Here is a 24,353-nt window from a genome sequence, read left to right as displayed (position 1 = left end):
CCAATTGTCGAGGCATGGGTCCCGGCTCTGCGGTGCGGCACTCCGCGCCGCACCGCGTCCGGGACACGAGAGAGGCCTATATCCCTTCCTCGTTGAACTTGCTTTCAACGAGCTCGGTGATCGCCGCGAGCGCGGCTTCGGCGTCATTGCCGGCGGCGGCGACGGTGATGGTCGTGCCCGGTCCTGCGGCGAGCATCATCAGGCCCATGATCGAGGTGCCGCCGACGGTCTCGCCGCCGCGCGTGACCCAGACCTGCGCGTCGAAACGCTCGACCGCCTGGACGAATTTCGCGGAGGCGCGGGCGTGCAGGCCGCGCTTGTTGATGATCAGGAGATCCTTGGAAATCGCGCCCGCGGGCACGCCTGTCCCCGCTTGTGGCGCCTCGTCGCTCATTTGCCGGCGAGCACCCGGCTGGCGATGGTGACGTATTTGCGGCCCGCTTCCTGCGCCATCGCGATCGCGTCGGGTAGCGGACGCTCCTCGCGCACCTTGGCGAGCTTCACCAGCATGGGAAGGTTGATGCCCGCGAGCACTTCGACCTTGGGCCGGCTCATGCAGGATATTGCGAGGTTCGACGGCGTGCCGCCGAACATGTCGGTGAGGATCGCAACGCCGTCGCCGGAATCGACGCGGTTAACCGCCTCGATGATGTCGCTTCGACAGAGATCGGAATCATCTTCGGCGCCGATCGTGATCGCTTCGATTTGCTTTTGTGGGCCCATGACATGTTCAAGCGCTGCCTTGAATTCGTCGGCAAGGCGCCCGTGGGTCACAAGTACTAGACCAATCATCGGAAAACTCCTCGCGGGCGCTTTTGGTGCACCGCACGAACGCGCCACTTTGACCATCCAGAGCCCCCGCGCAAGAGGGGATGTTGCGTATCTCCCTGAATCTAGACGGATGGATGAGGGGAGCTGCGCCGGTCTATTCGGTCGCGATAGTGGGGTTCATATGGTTACCATTTCCCTTCAAACAATCGCCGGAAGGGTTAACGGAAGATGAACTCTTGGTAGTGGTCAAGGCCGCGACAACCAGCGGGAGGGGCGAATAGTCGCGGGCAACGGAGATTCGCGGTATTTCGACACCAGAAATGCTGGTTTTCAGGGATTCGGCCGGCGGCAGGCGCTCCGCGTCCGCGGCGCCCAGATCGACCACGAGACCGACGGTCGCATGCTCCACGAAGTCGCAGCGGCGAATCCCGAGGCCCCGGATCTCGATCAGGCCGGCCAGGCGCGGCGCGGGCCGGACCTCAATTTCATGGCCGACTGTCGCCAGATGGACACGGTCGTCCCCGACCAGAACGGCCCTTTCGATCACCCCAGCGCGGCCCGCCATGATCAAATCAAAGGCAAGGCGCGACTTGCCGGAACCCGAGGGCCCGCGGATCAGCACCGCCAGATGCCCGACCTTGACCGCGGAGGCGTGAACGCTGGGCTCGCCGTCGTTCAAGCTGCCTTTGTTCAAGCTGCCTTGGCTCATAGCGCCGGCAGCCTCACCACGAAGCGCGCGCCCGTGACGGTCGGAACACCTTCGTCATCGGGCGGACCTGCGCGGTTCTCGGCCCAGATGCGTCCGCCATGGGCATCGACGATCTGCTTGGAGATCGACAGGCCGAGGCCGGAATTCTGGCCAAAACCCTGATGCGGACGATCGGTGTAGAAGCGCTCGAAGATGCGCTCCAGCGCGTCGTCGCGGATGCCGGGGCCGTCGTCGTCGACCACGATCTCGATCTCGCCGCGGACGCGGCGGCAGGTGAGGCGCACCTTGCTGCCGCGTTCGGAGAATGATTGCGCGTTGGAGAGCAGGTTGGAGACGACCTGTCCGAGCCGTGAATCGTGGCCGCTCACGGCGAAGGTGTCGGTCGGGCTACGGCCCTCGAAGCGCGTCTCGACCGCGACGTCATGGCCGAGCTTGGTTTCGTTGGCGACCGACACCAGCGTCGTCAGCAGGCGGCGCAGATCGACCGGGATCGCATCCTGGCGCTGCAATTCGGCATCGAGGCGGCTGGCGTCGGAGATGTCGGAGATCAGGCGGTCGAGCCGCTTGACGTCGTGCTCGATCACCTCGAGCAGGCGCGCGCGGCTGGTCTCGTTGCGCGCCAGCGGCAGCGTCTCGACCGCCGAGCGCAGCGAGGTCAATGGGTTCTTCAGCTCATGCGCGACGTCGGCGGCGAACATCTCGATCGCCTCGATGCGGCTGTAGAGCGCGCTCGTCATGTCGCGCAGCGCGCCGGAGAGATGGCCGATCTCGTCGCGGCGGCGGGTGAAATCGGGAATCTCGATACGGGCCTTGATGCGTCGGCGGACGCGCTCGGCGCTGTCGGCGAGCCGGCGCACGGGACCTGCGATCGTGCTGGCGAGCAGCAGCGACAGCATGATCATGACGGCGGCCGCGACGCCGCCGACCTTGAGGATCGCGAGGCGCTCGGCGGTGACCATCTGGTCGATGTCGTCGCCTTGCGTCGACAGCATCAGGGCGCCGTGGATCGCGCGCGAGCGCAGCACGGGAACCGCGACCGAGACGATCACCTCGCCGCGCGCATTGACCCGCACCATCGAGCGCTTCTGGCCCTGGAGCGCGTCGGCCACCTCCGCATAACCGTTGCCGTTCTCGGGGCCGAGCTCGCGATAGAGCGGCAGGTCGCCGCGGTTCAGCCAGGTGCGCACCGCGACCATGCCGCGCTCGACGATGCCGGGCTTCTCGGCCGGCGGCGGCAGATTGTAGCGCAGCACGTTTTCGAGGTTGCGGCTGTCGACCAAGAGGCTGCCGTTCGGATCGTAGATGCGGGCGCGGGTCTTGGTCGGCGAGATCAGCGTGCGCAGCACCGGCGCGACGCGCTCCGGATTGATCGGGAAGTCCAGCGGCGAATATTCGTCCGAGCCGCCATAGGTCTCGCCCGGCTTGAGGTCGAGCAGCCGGTCGGGATCGATGGTGATGGCATTGGTCTGCACCGTGGCGGAGGCCGCGATGGCGCCGGCGATGATCTCGGCCTGGACCAGGAGGCTCTGCGCCCGCGCATCGATCAGGCCGGCGCGGAATTGCGACAGATAGAGGATGCTGGCAACCAGCGCGACGAGGCCGGCGAGGTTGAGCGAGACGATGCGGCGGGTCAGGCTGGAGAAGGATAGCGCGAAGAAGAACTGCCCGGCGCGCTTCAGCCAGTTCAGCGGCCGGAAGCCCTGCGGCTTGTCTCCGGAAGATTGCTCCGGCACGCCGCCGGATGCGACATCCTCGGCGCTCTGGTTTGGATCAGGCTGCGTTCGGTCAAGCAATGCTTACGCCCGCGTTAGGACGGCGTTGAGAGGTCCCCATATTCTAGGGCGATCCCGGTCCCGATGGAATCAGAACCGGCGATGCGCTCGTCTTTCGTGAGGCGGCCAGCCGCCTCAGGCTTCCTTGAAGCGGTAGCCGACGCCGTAGAGCGTCTCGATCATCTCGAACTCGTTGTCGACCACCTTGAACTTCTTGCGCAGCCGCTTGATGTGGCTGTCGATGGTGCGGTCGTCGACATAGACCTGGTCGTCATAGGCGGCGTCCATCAGCGCGTTGCGGCTCTTCACCACGCCGGGCCGGGTCGCCAGCGCCTGCAGGATCAGGAATTCGGTGACGGTCAGCGTCACCGGCTCGTTCTTCCAGGTGCAGGTATGGCGTTCCGGATCCATGCGCAGAAGGCCGCGGTCGAGCGCCTTGGCGTCGTTCTCCTTCGGCGCGACCGTCGGGTCCTTCGGCGCCGAGCGGCGCAGCACGGCCTTGACGCGCTCGACCAGAAGGCGCTGCGAGAACGGTTTGCGGATGAAGTCGTCGGCGCCCATCTTGAGGCCGAACAGCTCGTCGATCTCCTCGTCCTTGGAGGTCAGGAAGATCACCGGCAGGTCGGACTTCTGCCTGAGACGGCGCAGCGTCTCCATGCCGTCCATGCGCGGCATCTTGATGTCGAGGATGGCGAGATCGGGCTGGGTGGTGCGGAAACCGTCGAGCGCGGAGGCGCCGTCGGTGTAGGTCATGATGCGGTAGCCTTCGGCTTCCAGCGCGATCGAGACGGATGTGAGAATGTTGCGGTCGTCGTCGACCAAAGCGATTGTGGGCATGAGCCTCTGCTTTCTGCTTTCCGTTTTGGGTCGTGGCTTGAAACGGCGAGCAATCCACTGATGCGCCGCATACATGGGTGCCGATGTCGGCGTTCGAACCTTGTCACCGAGCAATGCAAGCTGGGCTGAAGTGTGACCAAGTTCCACGAAACACGGCAGATTCGCCGCATGTCGACCCATAACCGGGCCCCCGTTTACCCGAATAAAGGCCCCCCTTGCAACCACCTGAGCCGAGAAAGCCGATGCAACCGACCCCTGATTTCGACCCCGGAAAACTGGCCAAATCGCTGCTGCGGCGGTCGCGGCAGGGGGCCTTGGCCACCCTGATGGCCGGGAGCGGCGATCCCTATTGTTCCCTGGTCAATCTGGCGAGCCATCCCGACGGCTCGCCGATTCTGCTGATCTCGGGCCTCGCCGTGCACACCAGGAACATCCTGGCGGACAGCCGGGTCTCCCTGATGCTGGACGAGCGGGCGGCGGGCGATCCGCTGGAAGGAGCCCGGATCATGCTGTCGGGCCGGGCGGAGCAGGCCGATGCCGACAAGGATCTCCTGCAGCGGCGGTATCTCAATGCCCATCCCTCGGCGGAAGGCTTTGTTTCCTTTAAGGATTTCTCCTTCTTCCGGATTCGCCCCACGGGAACCCATCTGGTGGCCGGCTTCGGCCGGATCGTCGACCTCAAGCCCGAGCGGTTCCTTACGGACCTCACTGGCGCCGAAGACCTGCTGGCGGCGGAGGAGGGCGCGGTCGAACACATGAACGCCGATCATCGCGAGACCATGGGCCTCTATGCGACGAAGCTCCTGGGCGCCGCCGCGGGCGACTGGCGCTGCACCGGCTGCGATCCGGAAGGTCTCGACATGCAGGACGGCCAGACCGCGCTGCGGCTGGACTTCCCGGAGCGGGTCACCGACGGCACGTCGTTGCGCAAGATGCTGGTGCGCCTGGCTGGCGAGGCCCGCAGCAAGATGGACTGAAGCGCAACGCTTTGAACGCCGCGACCCATGGCTGCGACCCAAGACGGTAGATCTTGAGGCTCGCAGCGAGGGGGTTCATGACGCGTCGCCGTTTGGCATTGGCTGCGGGTCTGGCGCTTGCGATCGCCGGCAAATATGCGGAGGCGCTGCCGCTGGCGCGGGCCATGGTGGCCTCGCTCGAGAAGACCAGCAACAACCGCGACCTCGCCGGCGAAGGGTAGGTCCCGAATGAACAGTCGCTTTGCAGGACTCGCAATGAGGGCACCAAAATTTTCGGCATCAACAAAGCCATGGTCTTTGTCGAAGGTCCTGGTGTCCGGGTTCGTATCTGTCGCGGCTGTTGTTGCCTTGTTGCCGATTCCGGCAGCGGCTCAGATAGCACGGCCTTACACGTGTGCAGTCGTTAGCGTCTACAAACTGAGCGATGCCGGAGCTCTGGAAGCCAATTCGGGCGGCGGTGCAGGGGGTAAGATTGGTGATCGTTTCCAAGTCGATATTGAGACGGGAGAGATGATCGGGCCGCGTCCCTTTAGATCGAAGGGTTGGCCGAAGACGTCTGTAATCGATCCCGGCACAAGCCCCCGCGGATCATCATTCAAGGTCATGTATTCCTCGCCTCCCGACCCAGGGTTCGTGAACGTTGGTTTTTTACAATTGCACGGGGTCATTCAGGATCTCAGGAGACCGTTCTTCTACGATTTTGGTGGGTTGCTCTACTCTGGCCTCTGTCGGCCCGGGTTGGAGTGAGGTTGCGCGTTGCTCATGCGATTGCCGGCGCAAAGAAGGACGCGATCGGCAGCTCCCACGGCACAATTTCCCTTCTGCCCCATCAGCGAGAGCGCCCAAACCGAGCGATGGATGATGAGTACGAGTACCCGCTAGAACGCGACAATTTGAACGCTGTGACCCGTCGCGGCGACCCAAGACGACAGGTTTTTGAAGCTCGCAGCGAGAGGGTTCATGGCGCGTCGTCGTTTGGCATTGGCTGCGGGTCTGGCGCTCGCGATCACCACGTCGTGTGCCGCGCCGGTCTTTGCCCAGAAGGGCGACCTCTCGGCGCAGAGCGCGCGCATCAATGCGCTCCGCAGCGCCGGCAAATATGCCGAGGCGCTGCCGCTGGCGCAGGCCATGGTGGCCTCGCTGGAGAAGACCAGCAACAACCGCGACCTCGCCGCGGCGCTCAACAATCTCGCGCAGATTTACGCCGACCAGGGCCGCGACGATCAGGCCGAGCCGCTCTACAAGCGCGCCATCGCGCTGATGGAGAAGGGGACCGGTCAGGGCAGCGTCGAGATCGCGCCGCTCCTGAACAATCTCGCGGCGCTTTATCAGCGGCAGAGTCGCTTCACCGAAGCCGAGCCGCTGTTCAGGCGCGCGCTGGCCGTCCGCGAGCAGGCGCTGTCGCGCGAGCATCCCGACGTCGGCCAGTCGCTCAACAATCTCGCCACATACTATGTGAAGCAGCAGCGTCTCGCCGAGGCCGAGCCGCTGTTTCAGCGGGCGCTTGCGATCTATCAGAAGGTCGGCGGCCCCGAGCATCCTGCGGTCGCAACCCTCCTGAACAATCTCGGTCAGCTCTATCGCGACCTCAACCGCGATGCGGAGGCCGAGGCGCCGATCAAGCGCTCGCTCGCCATCCGCGAGAAAGTGCTGGGACCTGACCATCCCGACGTCGCGCGTTCGCTGAACAATCTCGCCGGGCTCTACGAGCATCAGCAGCGCTACGCCGAGGCCGAGCCGCTCTATCGCCGCGCGCTCGCCATCCGCGAGCGGGCGCTTGGACCTGATCACCCTGATGTGGCGACCTCGACCAGCAATCTCGCATATTTCCTTCAGGTGTCGGGCCGGACCGCCGACGCTTTGCCGTTCGCGGAGAAGACGCTTGCCGGCAATCGCGCGCAGCTGCGCGTCGTGCTGCCGATCCTGTTCGCCGCACGCCAGCAAGCGCTCCTGGCGAGCGACAAGGCTCTGGATGACGCGCTCGCTGCGATCCAGCGTGGCACGCAATCCTCCGCCGCCTCTGCCGTGAACAAGCTCGCGGTGCGGCTGGCGGCCGGCAGCGACCGGCTCGCCGAGCTGGTGCGGCGGGATCAGGATCTCGCCGCCGAGGCTGAAGCGCTCGACAAGGCGATCATCACCGCGGTGTCGAAACCGTCGGCTCAGCGCGAGGCGGCAACCGAGCAGCGCAGCCGCGCGCGGATTGTGACGATCGCGAACGAGCGCGCAGGCTTGCAGAAGACGCTGGCGAGCGAGTTTCCCGATTACGCCTCGCTCTCCAACCCGCTGCCGCTGGCGGTGAAGGACATCCAGCCGCTGCTGTCCGCCGACGAGGCGATGGTGATCTATACCGTTGTCGACAAGCAAAGCTACGTCGTCGCGATCACGCGCGACGGCGCCGACTGGAAGGAGATCCCGCTCGGCGCGGACGAGATGGCGCGGAGAGTATCCGCCTTCCGCAAGGGGCTGGATGTCGGCAAGGCGCGCGATGCCTCCGGCAAATCGGGCCTGTTCGATCTTGCGCTCGCCCATGAGCTCTATGTCGCGTTGCTCGGCCCGGTCGAGGCGTTGACCAGGGATAAGCGCAATCTGCTGGTGGTGCCGTCCGCGGCGCTGACGGCTCTGCCGTTTCATCTCCTGGTGACGGAGACGCCGCAGGCGGCGATTCCGGACAGGCTCGAAGGTTATCGTGACGCCGCCTGGCTGCTGCGGCGTCAGGCCGTCTCGGTTCTGCCCTCGGTGATCTCCCTGAAATCGCTCCGTGCCTTCGCCCGCAAGGATCAGGGCGTAAAGCCGATGACCGGCTTCGGCGACCCGGTCTTCAATCCCGCCGCCGGAGGACCTGCCGACCGTCGCGCTGCAAGCGGCAAGGTCGCCGCGCGCAGCATCGCGACGATGGCCTATACCGATTTCTGGCGCGGCGCCGGCGTCGATCGCGCGCGGCTGGCGCAGGCGCTGCCGCAACTGCCCGACACTGCGGACGAGCTGAACGCCGTGGCGCGGGATGTCGGCGCCACCGATGCCGACATCCATCTCGGACGCGATGCCAGCGAAACGACGTTGAAGCGTGCAGCGCTTGCTCAATACGGCATCATCTACTTCGCCACCCACGGCCTCGTGGCCGGCGACGTCAAGGGACTGGGCGAGCCTTCGCTTGCGTTGTCCATTCCCGATCAGCCGACCGAGCTCGACGACGGTCTTCTGACCGCAAGCGAGGTGGCTCAGCTCAAGCTCAACGCCGATTGGGTGGTGCTGTCCGCCTGCAACACCATCGCCGGCGACAAGCCCGGCGCCGAGGCGCTGTCGGGATTGGCGCGCTCGTTCTTCTACGCAGGGGCACGGGCGCTCCTGGTCTCGCATTGGGCCGTGGATTCGGAAGCCGCCACCCGCTTGACCATTTCGACTTTCGATTTGCTCAAGAACGAACCAGGGATCGGTCGTGCCGAAGCCCTGCGCCGCGCGATGTTAACTTTTGTTGACGACGCCTCGTCGCCGCGCAACGCCTATCCTGCGATGTGGGGGCCGTTCGCACTGATCGGCGAAGGCGAGGTAAGATGAGAAGACGCAGGGATTGTGCGTCGCAATAACCTGACGTAACGCGCAAACGCGCATTTGGTTGCGCGATCATTTGCGTTTTCTCGTTGCTCCCGTTCAAGGCTGACATGCGCGACGTTTGGCGCGGTCCTTGAATAAACCAAATCCTGCGGGATCAGCTTGGCAACGCCAGCGTTCAACAGTATTAGGTCGTTCAGCCGAGGCCGAATGGCCCATTCATCACGGTGACCGCGATGGCGTCCAAACTTGGTCGCGCTGGGTGTCGCGGGTTCTAGGAGGATTTTTTCGTGCAAGAGACGGGCGTGCGCAACGGTGCCTTCGGCGCCGACAAATTCGGCTTAAAGAATCTCAAGCAGGTTCACTGGAATCTCGGTGCGCCGCAACTCTATCAGTACTCGCTCGCTGCGGGTGAGGCGGTGCTGTCGGCTGACGGCGCGCTCTGCGCCGATACCGGCGAGTTCACCGGGCGCAGCCCGAAGGACAAGTTCACGGTGCGTGATGCCACCACCGACAAGAAGATGTGGTGGGCCGGCAACCAGTCGATCACCGCCGAGCAGTTCGAGACCCTTTATCAGGACTTCCTCAAGCACGCCGAAGGCAAGAAGCTGTTCGCGCAGGATCTCTACGGCGGTGCCGACCCGGCCTACCGGATCAAGACGCGCGTCTTCACCGAGCTCGCCTGGCATTCGCTGTTCATCCGCACGCTGCTGATCCGCCCCGAGGCGATCGAGCTGTCGACCTTCGTGCCGGAGCTCACCATCATCGACATGCCGAGCTTCCGCGCCGATCCCAAGCGTCACGGCTGCAAGTCGGAGAACGTCGTCGCGATCGACTTCGCCCGCAAGATCGTGCTGATCGGCGGCTCCTATTATGCCGGCGAGATGAAGAAGTCGGTCTTCACCACGCTGAACTATTACCTGCCCGAGCGCGGCGTGATGCCGATGCACTGCTCGGCCAATGTCGGCTCCAAGGGCGACACCGCGATCTTCTTCGGGCTGTCAGGCACCGGCAAGACCACGCTGTCGGCCGATCCCAACCGCACCTTGATCGGCGACGACGAGCACGGCTGGGGCCCGAACGGCGTCTTCAATTTCGAAGGCGGCTGCTACGCCAAGTGCATCAAGCTGTCGCAGGAAGCCGAGCCGCAGATCTATGCGGCATCGACCCGCTTCGGCGCGGTGCTCGAGAACTGCGTGCTCGACGAGGACACCCGCGTGGTGGATTTCGACGACGGCTCCAAGACCGAGAACACGCGTTCGGCCTATCCGCTCGACTTCATTCCCAACGCCTCGCGCACCGGCCGGGCGCCGCAGCCGAAGAACGTGGTGATGCTCGCCGCCGACGCCTTCGGCGTGCTGCCGCCGATCGCAAAGCTCTCGCCGGCGCAGGCGATGTACCACTTCCTGTCCGGCTACACCGCCAAGGTCGCCGGCACCGAGCGCGGTCTCGGCAACGAGCCGCAGCCGGAGTTCTCGACCTGCTTCGGCTCGCCTTTCCTGCCGCTCGATCCATCCGTCTACGGCAACATGCTGCGCGACCTCATCGCCCAGCACAATGTCGATTGCTGGCTGGTCAACACCGGCTGGACCGGCGGCAAGTACGGCACGGGCTCGCGCATGCCGATCAAGGTGACGCGTGCGCTGCTCACCGCCGCGCTCGACGGCTCGCTTCGCAACGTCGAATTCCGCACCGACAAATATTTCGGCTTCGCGGTCCCGACCGCGCTGCCGGGCGTGCCCAGCGAGATCCTCAACCCGGTCAACACCTGGAAGGACAAGGACGAGTTCGACAAGACCGCCCGCGCGCTGGTCGGCATGTTCCAGAAGAACTTTGCCAAGTTCGAAGCCCAGGTCGACGCCGACGTGCGCGCGGCGGCTCCGGACGTGAAGCTCGCGGCGGAGTAGTCTCCGCTCTGATCGAAGTGCAAAAGGGCGGTCGCAAGGCCGCCCTTTTTGTTTTCTCCTTCTCCCCTTGTGGGAGAAGGTGGCGCGAAGCGCCGGATGAGGGGTTCCATCCGCGCATTCGTAGAGCTTTGTCGCGGAGAGAACCCCTCACCCGTCTCGTCGCTACGCGACGAGCCACCCTCTCCCACAAGGGGAGAGGGTAAGAAGATCACGCCTTGAAATACGCGATCTGCGTCGTGGTCGCGAGCAGGCGTCCGTTCGGCGACCACAGCTCGGCGTTCTGGTCGGCGTAGCTCTTGTGCATGATCTTAGAGTCGGCCGTCGCCAGCACGCGCGTGATGTCTTCGGCCGCGAGCTCTTCGCCGTCGGTGTGGAAGTACGTCGTCAGCGACACCGTGCCGAACGGCACCAGCTCGCGGCGTGCGTGGAAGATGCGGCCGAAGAAGGCGTCCGACATCGACATCAGCGACAGCATGTCGAGCTTGCGCGGCGTGCGGTCGCTGATCCAGATCTTCGAATAGGTGCTGGCCAGCTCGGCCTGCGGCGGGCCGATCCGCATCTCGCCCTCGACGAAGCGGAATTCGTACTGGTTGGCCCAGGACGCCTGGATCTTCGGAAACGGCAGCGTCTCCTCGAACGGTTTTGCATCCGGGTATTGCGCCACCCGGTGCTCCCAGGACGGTCGCCGCTCGGCGAACACCGCGGTGGCGAGCGTTGCGACCTCGCCGCCGCCCTGGCTGAGCTCGACGCTCCAGTGCTGGCTGGAGCGGTTGGCCTTGACCAGCCGCACGTCGAGGTCGAACGGGCCCTTGGCGATCGGCGCGCAGTAATTGACGGTGAGCGCCAGCGGATCGCCGGCGCGTTGCGGATGCTCGATCAGCGCGCGCAGAATCGTCGCGGCGGTGGCGCCGCCGAACGGGCCGACAAAGGCCCAGTAATCATCGCTGGTGTGCCCCTGCCAGCTCGAGTCACCGGCGGTGATGCGGGTCGCCTCGTCGAAGGGGTGCGGAAGCTTGGCGTGCATTTTCATCTCCGTCCGTCGTTCCGGGGCGATGCGCAGCATCGAACCCGGAAGTTCGAGATTCCGGGTTCGGCTCTACGAGCCGCCCCGGAATGACGGTCGTCATATCACAGCCATTGGATGGCTGTGCAATGACCTCGCAGATCACGCACGCTTCCATGCCGCGGAAAATCAGCCTGCGACGTCGCGCAGGTTCGGCAGCAGCGGCGTGGTCGGGTTGACCGGCACGTCCCAGATCTCCTCGGCATATTCGCGGATGGTGCGGTCGGAGGAGAACCAGGCCATACGCGCCACGTTGAGGATGGAGGCGCGCGTCCAGGCCGGCGTCACCAGCCAGCGCGCATCGACCGCGCGCTGCGCTTCGTAATAGGAATCGAAATCGGCGCTGACCATGTAATGGTCGAGATAGCGCAGCGCATGCGCGATCGATTCGAAGCGGCCGGGATCGCCCGGCGAGAACTCGCCGCCGCCGATCGCGTTGATGGCGCGCTGCAGCTTCGGCGAATTCCGGATCACGTCGGAGGCGTCGAGCCCCTGCTTGCGGCGGATCATCACGTCGCCGGCCTCCATGCCGAAGATCGCGATGTTCTCCGTGCCGACATGGTCGCGGATCTCGATATTGGCGCCGTCGAGCGTGCCGATGGTGATGGCGCCGTTGAGCGCCAGCTTCATGTTGCCGGTGCCGGACGCTTCCATGCCGGCGGTCGAGATCTGCTCGGAGAGGTCGGCGGCGGGAATGATCACCTCGGCGAGGCTGACATTGTAGTCGGGCAGGAACACGACCTTGAGCTTGCCGCCGATGGCGGGATCGTTGTTGACGACCTCGGCGACGTCGTTGATCAGCTTGATGATCAGCTTGGCATAGCGGTAGCTCGCGGCAGCCTTGCCGGCGAAGATCTTCACCCGCGGCACCCAATTGCCGTTGGGATCGTCCTTGATCGCCTGGTACAGCGCGACCGTCTCGATGACGTTGAGCAGCTGGCGCTTGTATTCGTGGATGCGCTTGATCTGCACGTCGAACAAAGCGGTCGGGTCGACCTTGATTCCGAGCCGCTCGCCGATCAGGCGCGCCAGCGCGGTCTTGTTGTGCAGCTTGACGGTGCGGAACTTCTTCTGGAATTCGACGTCGCTGGCGCGCGCCTCGATCAGCGACAGCTGGGTCGGGTCGTCGAGCACGGCCTCGCCGCAGGTCTCGCGGAGCAGGTCGGTCAGCTTCGGGTTCGCCAGCATCAGCCACCGGCGGAAGGTGATGCCGTTGGTCTTGTTGGTGATGCGGCCGGGATAGAGATGGTTGAGGTCGTGGAACACGGTCTCGCGCATCAGGTCCGAATGCATCGCCGAGACGCCGTTGATGCGGTGCGAGCCGACGAAGGCGAGCTGGCCCATGCGCACGCGGCGCCCGCTCTTCTCGTCGATCAGCGAGACCGAGGCGCGGAAGTCGATGTCGCCGGGGCAGCGCGCCTCGGCGAGCGCAAGATGCTGCACGTTGATGCGGTAGATGATCTCGAGATGCCGCGGCAGCAGCCGCTCGAACAGCTCGACCGGCCAGGTCTCCAGCGCCTCGGGCAGCAGCGTGTGGTTGGTGTAGGAGAGCGTGGCGACCGTGATCTTCCAGGCCTCGTCCCAGCGGAAATTGTGCAGGTCGACGAGGATGCGCATCAGCTCGGTGACGGCAAGGCTCGGATGGGTGTCGTTGAGCTGCACCGCCACCTTGGACGACAGGCTGCGCAGCTGGCCGTCCGACGACAAATGCCGCTTGATCAGATCCTGCAGCGAGGCCGAGACGAAGAAATATTCCTGGCGCAGCCGAAGCTCGCGGCCCGCGGGGCTCTCGTCATTGGGATAGAGGAATTTGCAGATGGCTTCCGCGCGCGACTGCTCGGCGCTGGCGCTGACATAGTCGCCGCGGTTGAAGGCATCCAGCTTGAGCGGATCGGGCGAGCGCGCCGACCACAGGCGGAGCGCGTTGACGTGCTGGCCGCGCCAGCCGACGATCGGCGTGTCATAGGCGATCGCCTGCACGGTCTCGCCCGGATGCCAGATCGCGCGGTCGCGGCCCTTGTCGTCGACATGCTCGACGCCGCCGCCGAAATTGATGTCGTAGATCACCTCGGGCCGCTGCAATTCCCAGGGGTTGCCGAAGCTCAGCCATTCGTCCGGATACTCCTGTTGCCAGCCCTGGTTGATGATCTGGCGGAACAGGCCGTAATCGTAGCGGATGCCGTAGCCGATCGCAGGGATCGACAGCGTCGCCATGCTCTCCATGAAGCAGGCGGCGAGCCGGCCGAGGCCGCCATTGCCGAGGGCTGCGTCCGGCTCGCATTTGCGCAGCTCCGGCAGCGAGACGCCGAGATCGCCGAGCGCGACCTCGAAGATCTTCAAGAGCCCCATGTTGTTCAGCGCGTCGCTGAACAGACGGCCGATCAGGAATTCGAGCGAGAGGTAATAGACGCGCTTGCGTCCCGCATCGTAGCTGTGCTTCTCGGCGGTGAGCCAGCGATGCACGATGCGGTCGCGCAGCGCCAGCGCCGCGGCCTGGTACCAGTCGTGCCGGGTCGCCATGCCGGCATCCTTGCCGATGGCAAGCCGCAGCTTCGCCAGGATCGCGCCCTTGATTTCAGCCAGCGCGAGCTCGTCGATGGGCTGCGTGGGAGCGGGAAAACCGGGCTGGAACGATTGATCTTGCAAAGCCGTCACTTCCTGTCGAAAGAACACCACTAACCCTACGCGTCCTGCCCTTGCACCGGAACTGTCACTGGTGCGGCCGTGCACTGCGCTGGCGTAAATTTATGCAAGGAACGGGCCGCTTTGGGAACCCGGACGAGCACGGAGAAGCCGGGATTCGGTGCTAGATTGCAGACAGATTCAGCCATCAGTGTGGAGGAGCATTCCCATGAAACTGCTGAAGCGAGTGCTGATCGAAATCGCCGCCGCGGCCCTGCTCGTCGTCTGCATCAGCGCCTCCAGTGCCGCGTTGGCCGCCGGCAAGCCCGGCCGCAGCGCCGACGGTTTGAGCTGCGGCTTCACCGTTCCACAGAATGCCTCGCCCGCTTCCCGCTGCGCCGCCATCAAGCGCCAATGCGGCGGCAAGTTCTATGCGAATGCGTGCGGCACCAGGCTGATGTCCGCGGCGAATTGAGGGGCGGGCGGCGACGCTGAGGAATTCAAGCCGCCTTCACGCTGCCTTGGCCTGCACCGCATCGCAAAACTCGGCGAGACGATCCGCAAGCCGCAGCGTTGCCGGGCTCGCATCCGGCGCGGCCATCAACGCCACCTCCGTCCTGTTGATCGGCGCAAAGCCGTCCTTGGCCGTCAGCACGCGGTGGTCGGACTGGATCGACATCTCCGACAGGATGCTGAGGCCCATGCCGGCGGCGACCGCGGCCTGGATTCCGGCAAGGCTCGACGAGGAATAGGCCATGTGCCAGGCGCGGCCGACGCTTTCCAGCGCGTGGATGGCGCCTGCACGGTAGAGGCAGCCGGTCGGGAAGCCGATCAGTGGCACGGATGCGGCGTGGACATCCACCGGATGGCTCTTGCTGGTGACCCAATGCACCCGCTCGGGCCACACCGCGATCGCGCCCTTCTCACCGGCGGCACGCTTGAAAAGCGCAAGGTCGAGCTCGCCGCGCTCGAGATCGCGGGCGAGGTGCTTGCTCTGGTCGGCGCGCACGTCGAGCCGCAGGCCGGGATGCGAGCGCGCGAACGCGCCCAACAATTTGGTCAGCCGGTACGCCGCGAAATCCTCGGGGATGCCGAGCCGGATCGCGCCTTCGCCGCCGGGCTGGCGCAGCACGTCGCGCGCCTCCTCGGCCAGCGAGAGCAGCCGGCGCGCATAGGAGAGCAGCCGCTCGCCGGCCTCGGTCGGGCGAATGGTCTTGCCGTCGCGATGCAGCAGCACCTGGCCGATGTCGTCCTCCAGCCGCTTGATCTGCTGGCTGACGGTGGACTGCGTGCGGTGGACGCGCTCACCGGCGCGGGTGAAGCCGCCGGCCTCGACCACCGAGACGAAGCTGCGCAGCAGCTCGAGATCGAGCATGGCCGCCTCCATTCGAAAATCCACTTATCGGCAGTTAATCATTTAATTTCCAAATGACAAGCGGCGTCCCTAGATCGAGGGCCCAGGAGATCACCCATGTCGCTTGCCCCCTCGATCTCGGCCTCGCGCGGCCGCTTCAACACGTTGCCGCTCGCCATCGGCCTGTTCTGCCTGCTCTGGAGCTACGCCTTCGTCGCCGGCAAGATCGGCGTCACCCATTGCCCGCCGCTGATCCTGCTCGCCGCGCGCTTCTCGCTGGCCGGCGTCCTGATCCTGGGGGCCACCCTGATCCGCGGCGAGGCCTGGTCGCTGTCCTGGCGCGACGCCGCTGTTTTCGCGGTGCTCGGCATCGCCAACAACGCGCTCTATCTCGGCCTCGGCTACACCGGCCTGCAATCGGTCTCCGCCGGCCTCGGCGGCCTGATCGTCTCGGCCAATCCGGTCTTCACGGCGGCGCTCGCGGCGCTGCTGCTCGGTGAAGGCATGACCTGGCGCAAGGCCGGCGGCCTTTTGCTCGGTATCGCCGGCGTGACCTTGATCGTCTGGCATCGGCTGTCGGTCGGCACCGATTCCCTGCACGGCATCGTGTTCACGCTGGCCTCGCTCGCCTCGATCGTCGCCGGCACCATTCTGTTCAAGCTGCTCGCACCGAAGGGGAGCCTGTGGATCGGCAACGGCGTGCAGAACCTGGCCGCCGGCCTCGCGCTGACGCCGGTCGCGCTCACCTTCGCCGATATCCACGCGATCGATGTCACGCCCAGCCTGATCGGCGCCTTCGCCTTCCTCGTGCTGGGCGGCTCGATCCTCGCCTACTGGCTCTGGTTCCATCTCCTGAAAGTGTGCGGCGCGACCGCCGCCAGCGCCTATCATTTCCTGATGCCGCCGCTCGGCATGCTGTTCGCGTATCTCGTCCTGGGCGAGCACGTCGAGGCGCGTGACCTGCTCGGCATCATTCCGGTTGCGCTCGGCATCTACCTGGTGACGCGCCCCGCAAAGCCCGTCGCGTAAGAGGAGAACTTTCATGCCCGTTTCCATCACCCTGATCGGCGGCCCGACGGCGCTGATCGAGATCGACGGCTTCCGCCTGCTCACCGATCCGACCTTCGATGCGCCCGGCGCCTATCAGCTGCCGCATGTGACGCTGGAGAAGACCATCGGCCCCGCGCTCAAGGCCGATGCGATCGGCCCGGTCGACGCCGTGCTGCTCAGCCACGACCAGCATTCGGACAATCTCGACAATTCGGGCCGCGACCTTCTCCACAAGGTCAAGCGCGTGCTGACGACGGAGGCGGGCGCAAAGCGCCTCGGCGGCCATGTCGAAGGGCTTGCGCCGTGGAGCACCGCGCAGCTGAAAGACGGCGACGGCAACACGCTGACCATCACCGCGACGCCGGCGCGCCATGGCCCGGCCGGGATCGAGCCGCTGTCCGGCGACGTCATCGGCTTCGTGGTGGCATCGAGCCGCAAGGACACCAGCGCGGTCTATGTCAGCGGCGACACCACCTGGTTCGACGGCGTCGCCGAGGTCGCGCGCCGCTTCAAATGCGGTGTGGTGCTGCCCTTCGCCGGCGCCGCGCAGACGCGCGGGCCGTTCCATCTCACCATGGACACCAACGACACCATCGAGACCGCGCGCGCCTTCCCCGATGCGACGATCGTGCCGTTGCATACTGAAGGCTGGGCGCATTTCCGCCAGAACGGCGAGGATCTGCGCAAGACCTTCGACGCGCTCGGCTTCGGAACGCGGTTGCGGCTGCTGGAGCCGGGCGTCCCGACAGTGGTGGAGGCGCCGTAGCCGCCACTTCGCCGTTCTGACGGCGTTGCATGAACGCAGGTCTCGTGCCCCGGACGCAGCGCAGCGCCTCTTCGGCGGTGCGCTGCTGAGCCGGGGCCCATGCCTCCGCATTCGACTGCTTGGCTTTCTGGGTCCCGGCTCTGCGCCGCAACGCCAAGAGCGTTGCGGCGCGTCCGGGACACGAGCGGGAGGAGCGCGACAAACGCAACCACCCTCCTCGCAATGAAGGTGACTAATCCTTCCTGAACACGATCGACGCCATCCAGCCCGTCATCAGCGCCATCGCGGCGGTGACGAGGCCGTAGATCAGTCCGTTCTGCCGGGCGGTGGTGGCGACGAACTGCTCGAAGCCGACCTTGACGATCTCGAACGCGGTCTCGGTCTTGCCGATGAAGGCGCCGTTCGCGAACAGCTTGATCTCCACGTCATAGGTCCCGATCGGCACCTCCGCCGGCAGTGGAATGCCGGTGCGGAACAGCGTCGGCGTCAGGAACGTCACGGCGCTTCCGTCCTCGCGATAGAGCCCGCGCTGGGTGCGCAAGCGAATGAACGCGGACCGAAAAGCGTCGTTCGGCACCACGTCGGCAAAGTCGCCGCTGACCCGCTGCGTCAGCAGCACGTTGTTGAGCCCGATCTGCTGCCGCCGCGCGATCTCGGGCGAGGTGATGGCCTCGAAGGGGCGGTTGGCGAACAGCGCCAGATAGCTCGGCACCTGCAGGAATTGGCGATAGTCGGTGTTGATCCAGATGCCGAAGGTGCGTTCCTTCCGCCGCGTCACCATGTCGGCGCGCGGGCCCATCACGGTGACGACGAGGTCATAGGCCTTGCGGTCGGCGGGCGTCGTGGCGTCCTTCTCGACCGAGCCGAACAGCACCAGCTCCTCGCCGGAATAGTTCGGCGTCACCGTGACGCGGTGGTTGGAGACCGACACGATCAGCCGCTCGGCGCGCGCGGCCGGGCCGAGCAGCAGGACGAACAGGAGGGCCAGCGTTGCGCGGATCATCCGCTCACTCCCATCTCGCGGATGGTGAAGAGATCCGAGGGTTGGATCACCAGCTCGATCGCGAAGCGGATCCCGACCGAGAGGATCAGGAGCCCGAGCAGCAGCCGCAGCTGCTCGCCGCGGATCCTCTGGCCGGCACGCGCCCCGAACTGCGCACCGGTGACGCCGCCGACCATCAGGATCAGCGCCAGCACGGCGTCGACGAGATGATTGGTCACCGCGTGCAGCATGGTCGCGAACAGCATGGTGACCAGCGTCAGCACCATCGAGGTCCCGATCACCGTCGAGGTCGGCACCCGCAAGAGATAGATCATGATCGGCACCAGGATGAACCCGCCGCCGATGCCCATGATGGCGCCGATGAAGCCGATCATGATGCCGACCACCACCACGGGGATGACCGAGAGGTAGATCTTCGAGCGCTTGAAGCGCATCTTCAGCGGTAGGCCGTGGATCCAGTTGTGCGTGCGTCGCGGCGGCACCGTGCCGCGCCGGGTCCGCATCAGGGCGCGCAGGCCTTCGGAGAACATCAGGCTGCCGACGGCGGTGAGCAGCACGACGTAGGAGAGCGCGATCATCAGATCGAGCTGGCCGAGCGCACGGAGCTGGGTGAAGGTCCACACGCCGAGCGCCGTTCCTGTGACGCCGCCGCATAACAACATGCTTGCCAGCGCCGGATCGATCGCGCGCCGTCGCCAATAGGACAGTGCACCGGAGAAGGAGGAGGCCGCGATGTGGCTCGCCACCGATGCCACCGCGACCGCCGGCGTGATGCCGATGAAGATCAGCAGTGGCGTCATCAGGAAGCCACCGCCGATCCCGAACATGCCCGAGACGAAGCCCACGGCCGCGCCCATCGCCAGCACCAGGAAGACGTTGACGGGAAGATCGGCGATCGGAAGGTAGAGCTGCATCGATGGACCACGCTCCGGCGAGACGGATCGAGTGTGCGCAAATGCCCGCCGGACGGTCGGAACGATTGCCGCGTCCCTCAATAGCGGAATTCGGAGGCGGGAGGGACCGGGAATTTCGGGCGTGGTGAATGCGGAAAACGGGTGTGAATTGGGCTCGATCGTTGCGACAGCGCGAGATGCGCTCCTCCCCCGCTTGCGGGGGAGGGCTGGGGAGAGGGTATCTCCACAGCGGGACAACCCCCGAGAGGAGAAAGCCCTCACCCGGCGCGGGGGACGATGCTTCGCATCGCCCCGGACGCCGACCTCTCCCGCGAGCGGAAGAGGTGCTCCGAGCGTGCGGCGCGTTCTGTCGGCCTAAGAGCTATTCGCCTTCAATGCGCCGCGGAGGCCGAGCGCTTGGCTGCGACCGGCTTCGGTGCGGGCTTGGCGCTGGCCTGCGGCGCGCTGTCCCAGCCGCCGTTCGGGGCCGCAACGTTGACGGCGTCGTCGGGCTGCGGCTCGGCGCTGAAGGTCTGGATCGCGAGCTTGGCGGCAGCGAGCGATTGCGGGTCGAGGCGCTTGGCGACGTCGTCGCGCTTGCCGGCGGCATCCGCATCACCCTGGGCGGCCGCCAGGCTGAACCATTTGTAGGATTCGGCGAGGTTCTGCTCCACGCCGATGCCGCGGGCATAGAGGATGCCGAGGTTGAACTGGCTGTCGGCGACGCCGCGATCGGCGGCCTTGCGGAACCACTGCGCCGCGCTCTTGTAGTTGGCGCCGCGTCCGCCACCATCGGCATCGAGCACCGCGAGATTATGCATCGCCTTGGCGTTGCCGCGCTCGGCGGCCTGGGTGTAGTAGCGGCGGGCGATGTCGGCGTCCTTCTTCACGCCGAGGCCCTTCTCATAGAGCGTGCCGAGGCGGAAGGTCGCGGGGATCACCCCGGCCTGCGCGGCGCGGTCGTACCATTTCGCGGCTTCGTCGTAGTTCGTGGCGACGCCCTTGCCCTCGGCAAAGCGCACGCCGATCTCGTAGGCCGCGGTCGCATCGCCCCTCATCGCGGCGCTGCGCAGGCCAGGGCCGCCGATGCCGTCAGGCAGCTTTTCGCTCGGCGGTACCTGGACGAGGCTGAGCTTGGCGCGGCTCGCGCCGGAGAGTGCGCCAGTGATGTCGCTGCTCGCGGCAGGTGGCGGCACCGCTGCGGCGGGCGCCGGCGGAATCTCAACCGAGGCCGAGCTGGCCGGACCGGGCGCGGGAGCGGCCGGCGCGGCGTTGTTCTGGGATTGCCGGCCGATCGGCGTCGGCGAGGTCATCGACGGCGTGACCTGCTCGGGCGTGGCGGGCTTGTTCTCGATCACCGGCGGCGGCGCCTGCGGCGCGGGCTGGCTCAACGTATTGTCCATGGCCTGCGGCGCCGGCGGCGGGCTGCCCTCGAGCAGGTTCATCGCCATCTTGAAGGTGCCGAGCACGATCACGACCACGCTCGCGCCGACCAGCAGCGAGCGGATCTTCGAGGTGAAGGTCGAACCGCCGTCCTTGCCCTTGTCCTTGGCACGATCGGCCCCGGCCTTTGCACCACCCTTGGCACCGCGCGCCGGCTTCTCCGGCTGCGCGGCAGCAGCCTGGGCAGCGCGGCGGGCGGCCGCGATGAAGCTCGACGACGACACCGGCTCTTTTGGCGCGGCGGGAATGTCGCTGATCGCGCTCTCGGAGGCGGCGATGCGCTCCGACGGCGTGGCGACGCGCCCGCCCGGCCGCGTGCCCGGCTCGAGCGGGTGATCCGGCGGCAATTCGGGCGCGAGCGCCGCGCGTGAGGTATGGGGCTCCAGAATTTCGCTGATCGCGCGCGGTGGCACTGGCGGAGCCGATGGCACCGGCGGCGGCGGCGCGGCGGGCGCGGCAGCGGCGTGGAATTCGCGCGGCGCGGCGGCGAAGGCGGTTTGCTGCGCCTGCGCGGCGGCAGGGTTCGGCAGCTCCGGCTTCGGATCGTATTTCGGCTGCTGCTGGGCTTGCGGCAGCGGCTCGCGCGCAACAGGGGCGTGCGCCATCGGAGCAGCCATGGGAGCAGCCATGGGCATGGCCATCGGCTGCGGCGCCGTGCGCACGGCGCGCAGATCGCCTTCGATCATGGAAAGGCGATCGACCACATGGCCGAGCGCGCTATGAACGGCTTCGAGCGAGTCCTGGGTGCTGCGGTTGGTCTCGGCCTGGCTGAAGCGGATGTCGGAGAGCTCGCGCTTGACCAGATCGACCATTCCGGAATCGGCGGGCGCCGAGTTGCGGCTCTCGGCGAGGGCCGAATAGGTCGCCTGCTGCCGTTCCAGATGCCTGAGGATGTCGTGCAGCCCGTCCTCGACACGGCTCAGATTGCCGTTGCGCGGGTCGGAGGCGGCTTCGATCCGCTCCAGCAGATACGAGACGCGCTGTTCGAGATGCGCGAAGGTCGAGGCGGAATCGTTGCCGACCTGCATACGGTCGAAACGGTCCGAGAGCGCGCGGATCGCGGCTTCCAGATGCTCGGTGCTCTCGGACGGCTGCGGCCGCTCGCGGGTTTCCAGCGCAGCCGTGAGCGCGGCGATGCGCTGCTCCAGCACCGCGAAGCTGTCGCCGGGGCCGGAGGCGCGGGTGACCTGGTCGACCTTGGACGACAGCAGTTGCACGTCGTCCGAAAGCCGCGCCAGCGCTTCGTTGGAGGCGACGTTGGAGACGATGCCGCGCAGCGCCGTAATCGCGCTTTCGAGCTGATGCACCGTCGAGGGATCGTCATTGGCGCGCAGGATCAGGTCGAGCTTGGCGCCGAGATTGCGGATCGCCTCGTCATAGCCGGTGAGCTGCTCGGCCGGCGTCAGCGTGCGCAGCACCTGCTTGATGTCGGACAGCGCGTGCTCGATGCCCGCCAGCACCTGGCCGTCGGTGCCGTTGGAGCGCGTCTCGTCGATCCGGCGGTGCAGCGAGCGGATCTCGTTCTCGATCGATTCGATCGCGCGCCGCGGCATCGCCTCGGTGATGGCGGCGCGGATCTCGGCGAGTTCGCTGCGGAAGGCGTTGATCGCCTGCTCGGTATTGTCGGGCCGCTGCAGCGATTCGATCTGGCTCGTGATCTTGAGCAGATGGCGCTCGAGCGAGGAGAAATCCGGCCCCGGCGGCGGTGGCGGCGGAGCATAGGCAGGCGCGGGCGGCGCCATCGGGGGCATGTAAGGCGCGGCTGCGGGCGCAATCGACGGTGCGGCGCGCGGCGGCATCTGCCGCGGCGTAAAGCCGTCGAGCTCGCTCTGGCGCGCCGTGATCTCGGCGACGGCGACGTCGAACGATGCGGGGCTCAGGGGCGGGGCGTTGCGATAGACCTGAGCTGCCGCGCGCTCGACCGCATCGGCCTGGCGCTGGCGCGCTTCAACGGGTGAGGGAGCCGGTGCGGGCCGCGGCGGCTGAGGCTGCGGTTGCTGCGGGCGGGAGATCTGCGACAGCCGCGCATCGAGCCGCGAGATCGCGTCGTTGAGCTGGCGTGCGACGCCCTGCTCGCGCGAGACGTCCTGTTGCGACGGGTCCTGGCGCGAAGAATCCTGGCGCGGCGCGGGCTTTGAAATCCGTTCGATCTGCTGGGTGATCGCGTCGAGCCGCTGGTGGATGTCGGCGACTTCGCGGCTTTCCTGGCTCGGAATCTGGGGGGCTTGCGGACGCTGATCGTAAGGGGCGCGAAAGTTTGGCGGGGCAGTCTCGCCGAGCGTGGAGTTCAGCCAGTCGTTGAGCGACATGCCCGCACGACGCGCAGCAGCTTCGGCCCGCTCCCTGACGGATGGATCGATGCCGTCCACACTCCACGATACGCGCGAATTCATGACTCTGTCCGGTTCCGACTCCGGCGCCCCACCCGGCGCCTCCAGCCTTCCCACGCGTGCCGGTTGCAAAGACAATCGAATTTGGCGCGGGTCGTCTGCCTCGAAAACCGACTTTTGTCCGTTACGGTAAATAACGGGTTAAGGAACGCCGGCCGGGTGTCTTAAAGTTGGGCGGCCTCGACCTGCCTGGCCCGTTGGACGCGATCGAAATCCCGCCCTGCCAGGAACTCTCCGGGGGGCTGGCAGCTTGGAACTTCAGCAACGAAGGATGGCTCGAGATGGCAGGTCTGACCGAAGAAGACGTTCGCAAGCGCGCCTATGAGATCTGGAAAAGTGCCGGCGAGCCAAGCGGGAAGATGGATACGTTCTGGTACGAGGCTGAAAAGGAGCTTTTGGCTGAACGATCAAAGCAAGACGAGGTGCCGCCCGGAATGACCGACAATTTGCCGGTCTAACGGGGCCGGCCTCAGCCCTTTCCCTCGCGCTTGCCATCCTCGAGCGGCACCACGGTGCCCTTGCCGCTCGTCGCCGACAGGGCCTCGAGCGCTTCCTCGCAGAAATCGGCCACCATCTGCTCGTGGCGGGCGCCGAGGCGGAGCAGCAGCAGATTACCGAGATCGAGCCGGCCCTCGGCCGTACCATCCGGGAAACGCTTTTTGAGGATGCGCTCGTAATTGGCATGGCGGTCGCGATGGTGCTCCAGCCGGGCCATCAGATCGGTGCGCATGGGTTCGATGTCGATGCTGTCGAGCGCATGCAGCCGAACCAGCAGGTCATCCTTGATCGAAGGGGGGGTGCTCGGCCGCGCGGCCCAGTGCCGCAGCGCTGTTCGGCCTTCGGGAGTCAGCGTATAGATGAGCTTATTGGGCTTGCCCGACTGGACGACCTCGCGGCCCTGGATATGGCCGCGGTCGCGCAGCTTGGAGAGCTCGCGGTAGATCTGCTGGTGGTCGGCCTTCCAGAAGAAGCCGATCGAGGAATCGAACGTCTTGGCGAGCTCGTAGCCCGTCATCGGACGTTCCGTCAGGCAAGCGAGGATTGCGTCGCCCAGCGCCATGACCACCGGCCTCCTTGTTTCTTCGACCTCGCCCATCTCGCTTGACTTTATGCGCATTGGCGCATATGCGTCAATGTGCATATGAAACGCAACGGGACGGGCTTCAGATCCGACCTGAAAAAGCCAGCGGAATCAACCATCTCGCTACTGTGCATGGGGTTGTTTTCGCATTTTTTGTCCAGGCCTT

General features: G+C 66.0%; 20 protein-coding genes. 8 read left to right on the top strand and 12 right to left on the bottom strand.

Annotation, left to right across the window (positions count from 1 at the left end; genetic code table 11):
- Nucleotides 1-76: 76 nt before the first annotated feature.
- From UNPF46_RS25525 to UNPF46_RS25505, 5 genes are all read right to left on the bottom strand, one after another.
- Complete coding sequence (locus tag UNPF46_RS25525) at nucleotides 77-394, bottom strand: HPr family phosphocarrier protein (protein WP_100177999.1); 318 nt, start codon at nucleotides 392-394, stop codon at nucleotides 77-79.
- Nucleotides 391-792, bottom strand: coding sequence for a PTS sugar transporter subunit IIA (locus UNPF46_RS25520; RefSeq protein ID WP_007597752.1), 402 nt, complete (start codon nucleotides 790-792; stop codon nucleotides 391-393). The genes UNPF46_RS25525 and UNPF46_RS25520 overlap by 4 nt, the downstream gene beginning before the upstream one ends.
- Nucleotides 793-925: 133 nt before the next feature.
- The gene (locus tag UNPF46_RS25515) at nucleotides 926-1,450 is read right to left on the bottom strand and encodes an HPr kinase/phosphorylase (protein ID WP_142251862.1); all 525 of its coding nucleotides are present in this window, start codon (nucleotides 1,448-1,450) and stop codon (nucleotides 926-928) included.
- Between the two features lie 26 nt (nucleotides 1,451-1,476).
- A complete protein-coding gene (locus UNPF46_RS25510; RefSeq protein ID WP_174718996.1) occupies nucleotides 1,477-3,273 on the bottom strand; it encodes a sensor histidine kinase in 1,797 nt (598 codons plus the stop codon).
- Between the two features lie 114 nt (nucleotides 3,274-3,387).
- Nucleotides 3,388-4,089, bottom strand: coding sequence for a response regulator transcription factor (locus UNPF46_RS25505; protein ID WP_008542552.1), 702 nt, complete (start codon nucleotides 4,087-4,089; stop codon nucleotides 3,388-3,390).
- Nucleotides 4,090-4,331: 242 nt separating this feature from the next.
- On the opposite strand from UNPF46_RS25505, the gene UNPF46_RS25500 reads away from it, so the two are divergent.
- From UNPF46_RS25500 to UNPF46_RS25490, 4 genes are all read left to right on the top strand, one after another.
- Entirely contained in the window at nucleotides 4,332-5,066 is a 735-nt protein-coding gene (locus UNPF46_RS25500) for a HugZ family pyridoxamine 5'-phosphate oxidase (protein WP_100177998.1), read from the top strand.
- A 77-nt stretch (nucleotides 5,067-5,143) separates the two neighbouring features.
- Nucleotides 5,144-5,287, top strand: a complete 144-nt coding sequence (locus UNPF46_RS37665; RefSeq protein WP_181770102.1) for a hypothetical protein — start codon at nucleotides 5,144-5,146, stop codon at nucleotides 5,285-5,287.
- A 739-nt stretch (nucleotides 5,288-6,026) separates the two neighbouring features.
- Nucleotides 6,027-8,621 carry a CHAT domain-containing tetratricopeptide repeat protein gene (locus UNPF46_RS25495; RefSeq protein ID WP_142251833.1) on the top strand — a complete coding sequence of 865 codons (2,595 nt, stop codon included), beginning with the start codon at nucleotides 6,027-6,029 and terminating at the stop codon, nucleotides 8,619-8,621.
- A gap of 284 nt (nucleotides 8,622-8,905) precedes the next feature.
- Nucleotides 8,906-10,522 carry a phosphoenolpyruvate carboxykinase gene (locus UNPF46_RS25490; protein WP_142251832.1) on the top strand — a complete coding sequence of 539 codons (1,617 nt, stop codon included), beginning with the start codon at nucleotides 8,906-8,908 and terminating at the stop codon, nucleotides 10,520-10,522.
- Nucleotides 10,523-10,730: 208 nt separating this feature from the next.
- Here UNPF46_RS25490 and UNPF46_RS25485 read toward each other — a convergent pair whose 3' ends face one another.
- Together UNPF46_RS25485 and UNPF46_RS25480 are read right to left on the bottom strand one after the other, a co-directional pair.
- Nucleotides 10,731-11,546: an acyl-CoA thioesterase gene (locus tag UNPF46_RS25485; RefSeq protein ID WP_100181254.1), complete on the bottom strand. Its 816-nt coding sequence runs from the start codon at nucleotides 11,544-11,546 to the stop codon at nucleotides 10,731-10,733.
- Nucleotides 11,547-11,714: 168 nt separating this feature from the next.
- Entirely contained in the window at nucleotides 11,715-14,231 is a 2,517-nt protein-coding gene (locus UNPF46_RS25480) for a glycogen/starch/alpha-glucan phosphorylase (RefSeq protein ID WP_181770101.1), read from the bottom strand.
- Nucleotides 14,232-14,436: 205 nt separating this feature from the next.
- Between UNPF46_RS25480 and UNPF46_RS25475 the strand changes: the two genes are divergently transcribed.
- The gene (locus UNPF46_RS25475) at nucleotides 14,437-14,682 is read left to right on the top strand and encodes a hypothetical protein (protein WP_100177995.1); all 246 of its coding nucleotides are present in this window, start codon (nucleotides 14,437-14,439) and stop codon (nucleotides 14,680-14,682) included.
- Between the two features lie 36 nt (nucleotides 14,683-14,718).
- On the opposite strand, the gene UNPF46_RS25470 is transcribed toward UNPF46_RS25475, so the two are convergent.
- Nucleotides 14,719-15,582, bottom strand: coding sequence for a LysR family transcriptional regulator (locus UNPF46_RS25470; RefSeq protein WP_142251830.1), 864 nt, complete (start codon nucleotides 15,580-15,582; stop codon nucleotides 14,719-14,721).
- Nucleotides 15,583-15,678: 96 nt separating this feature from the next.
- Here UNPF46_RS25470 and UNPF46_RS25465 point away from each other — a divergent pair, with 96 nt between their 5' ends.
- Nucleotides 15,679-16,590 (top strand): DMT family transporter, encoded by a 912-nt coding sequence (locus UNPF46_RS25465; RefSeq protein WP_142251829.1) that lies wholly within the window; start codon nucleotides 15,679-15,681, stop codon nucleotides 16,588-16,590.
- Between the two features lie 13 nt (nucleotides 16,591-16,603).
- Complete coding sequence (locus UNPF46_RS25460; protein WP_097657208.1) at nucleotides 16,604-17,377, top strand: MBL fold metallo-hydrolase; 774 nt, start codon at nucleotides 16,604-16,606, stop codon at nucleotides 17,375-17,377.
- Between the two features lie 232 nt (nucleotides 17,378-17,609).
- Here the strand turns inward: UNPF46_RS25460 and UNPF46_RS25455 are convergent, their stop codons facing one another.
- From UNPF46_RS25455 to UNPF46_RS25445, 3 genes are all read right to left on the bottom strand, one after another.
- Nucleotides 17,610-18,380: a TIGR02186 family protein gene (locus UNPF46_RS25455; protein ID WP_100177992.1), complete on the bottom strand. Its 771-nt coding sequence runs from the start codon at nucleotides 18,378-18,380 to the stop codon at nucleotides 17,610-17,612.
- Entirely contained in the window at nucleotides 18,377-19,294 is a 918-nt protein-coding gene (locus tag UNPF46_RS25450) for a sulfite exporter TauE/SafE family protein (RefSeq protein ID WP_142251828.1), read from the bottom strand. Before UNPF46_RS25450 ends, UNPF46_RS25455 begins: the two co-directional genes overlap by 4 nt.
- Nucleotides 19,295-19,665: 371 nt before the next feature.
- Nucleotides 19,666-23,109 (bottom strand): SEL1-like repeat protein, encoded by a 3,444-nt coding sequence (locus tag UNPF46_RS25445; RefSeq protein ID WP_181770100.1) that lies wholly within the window; start codon nucleotides 23,107-23,109, stop codon nucleotides 19,666-19,668.
- Nucleotides 23,110-23,276: 167 nt separating this feature from the next.
- On the opposite strand from UNPF46_RS25445, the gene UNPF46_RS38755 reads away from it, so the two are divergent.
- Entirely contained in the window at nucleotides 23,277-23,564 is a 288-nt protein-coding gene (locus tag UNPF46_RS38755) for a DUF2934 domain-containing protein (RefSeq protein ID WP_430649769.1), read from the top strand.
- Between the two features lie 11 nt (nucleotides 23,565-23,575).
- Here UNPF46_RS38755 and UNPF46_RS25435 read toward each other — a convergent pair whose 3' ends face one another.
- Nucleotides 23,576-24,166: a PadR family transcriptional regulator gene (locus tag UNPF46_RS25435; RefSeq protein ID WP_142251861.1), complete on the bottom strand. Its 591-nt coding sequence runs from the start codon at nucleotides 24,164-24,166 to the stop codon at nucleotides 23,576-23,578.
- Between the last annotated feature and the right edge of the window lie 187 nt (nucleotides 24,167-24,353).

It is taken from the genome of Bradyrhizobium sp. UNPF46 (assembly GCF_006658625.1).
In the GTDB taxonomy this organism is placed as follows: Bacteria; Pseudomonadota; Alphaproteobacteria; order Rhizobiales; family Xanthobacteraceae; genus Bradyrhizobium; species Bradyrhizobium nitroreducens.
This window is presented reverse-complemented; position numbering and strand designations above follow the sequence as displayed.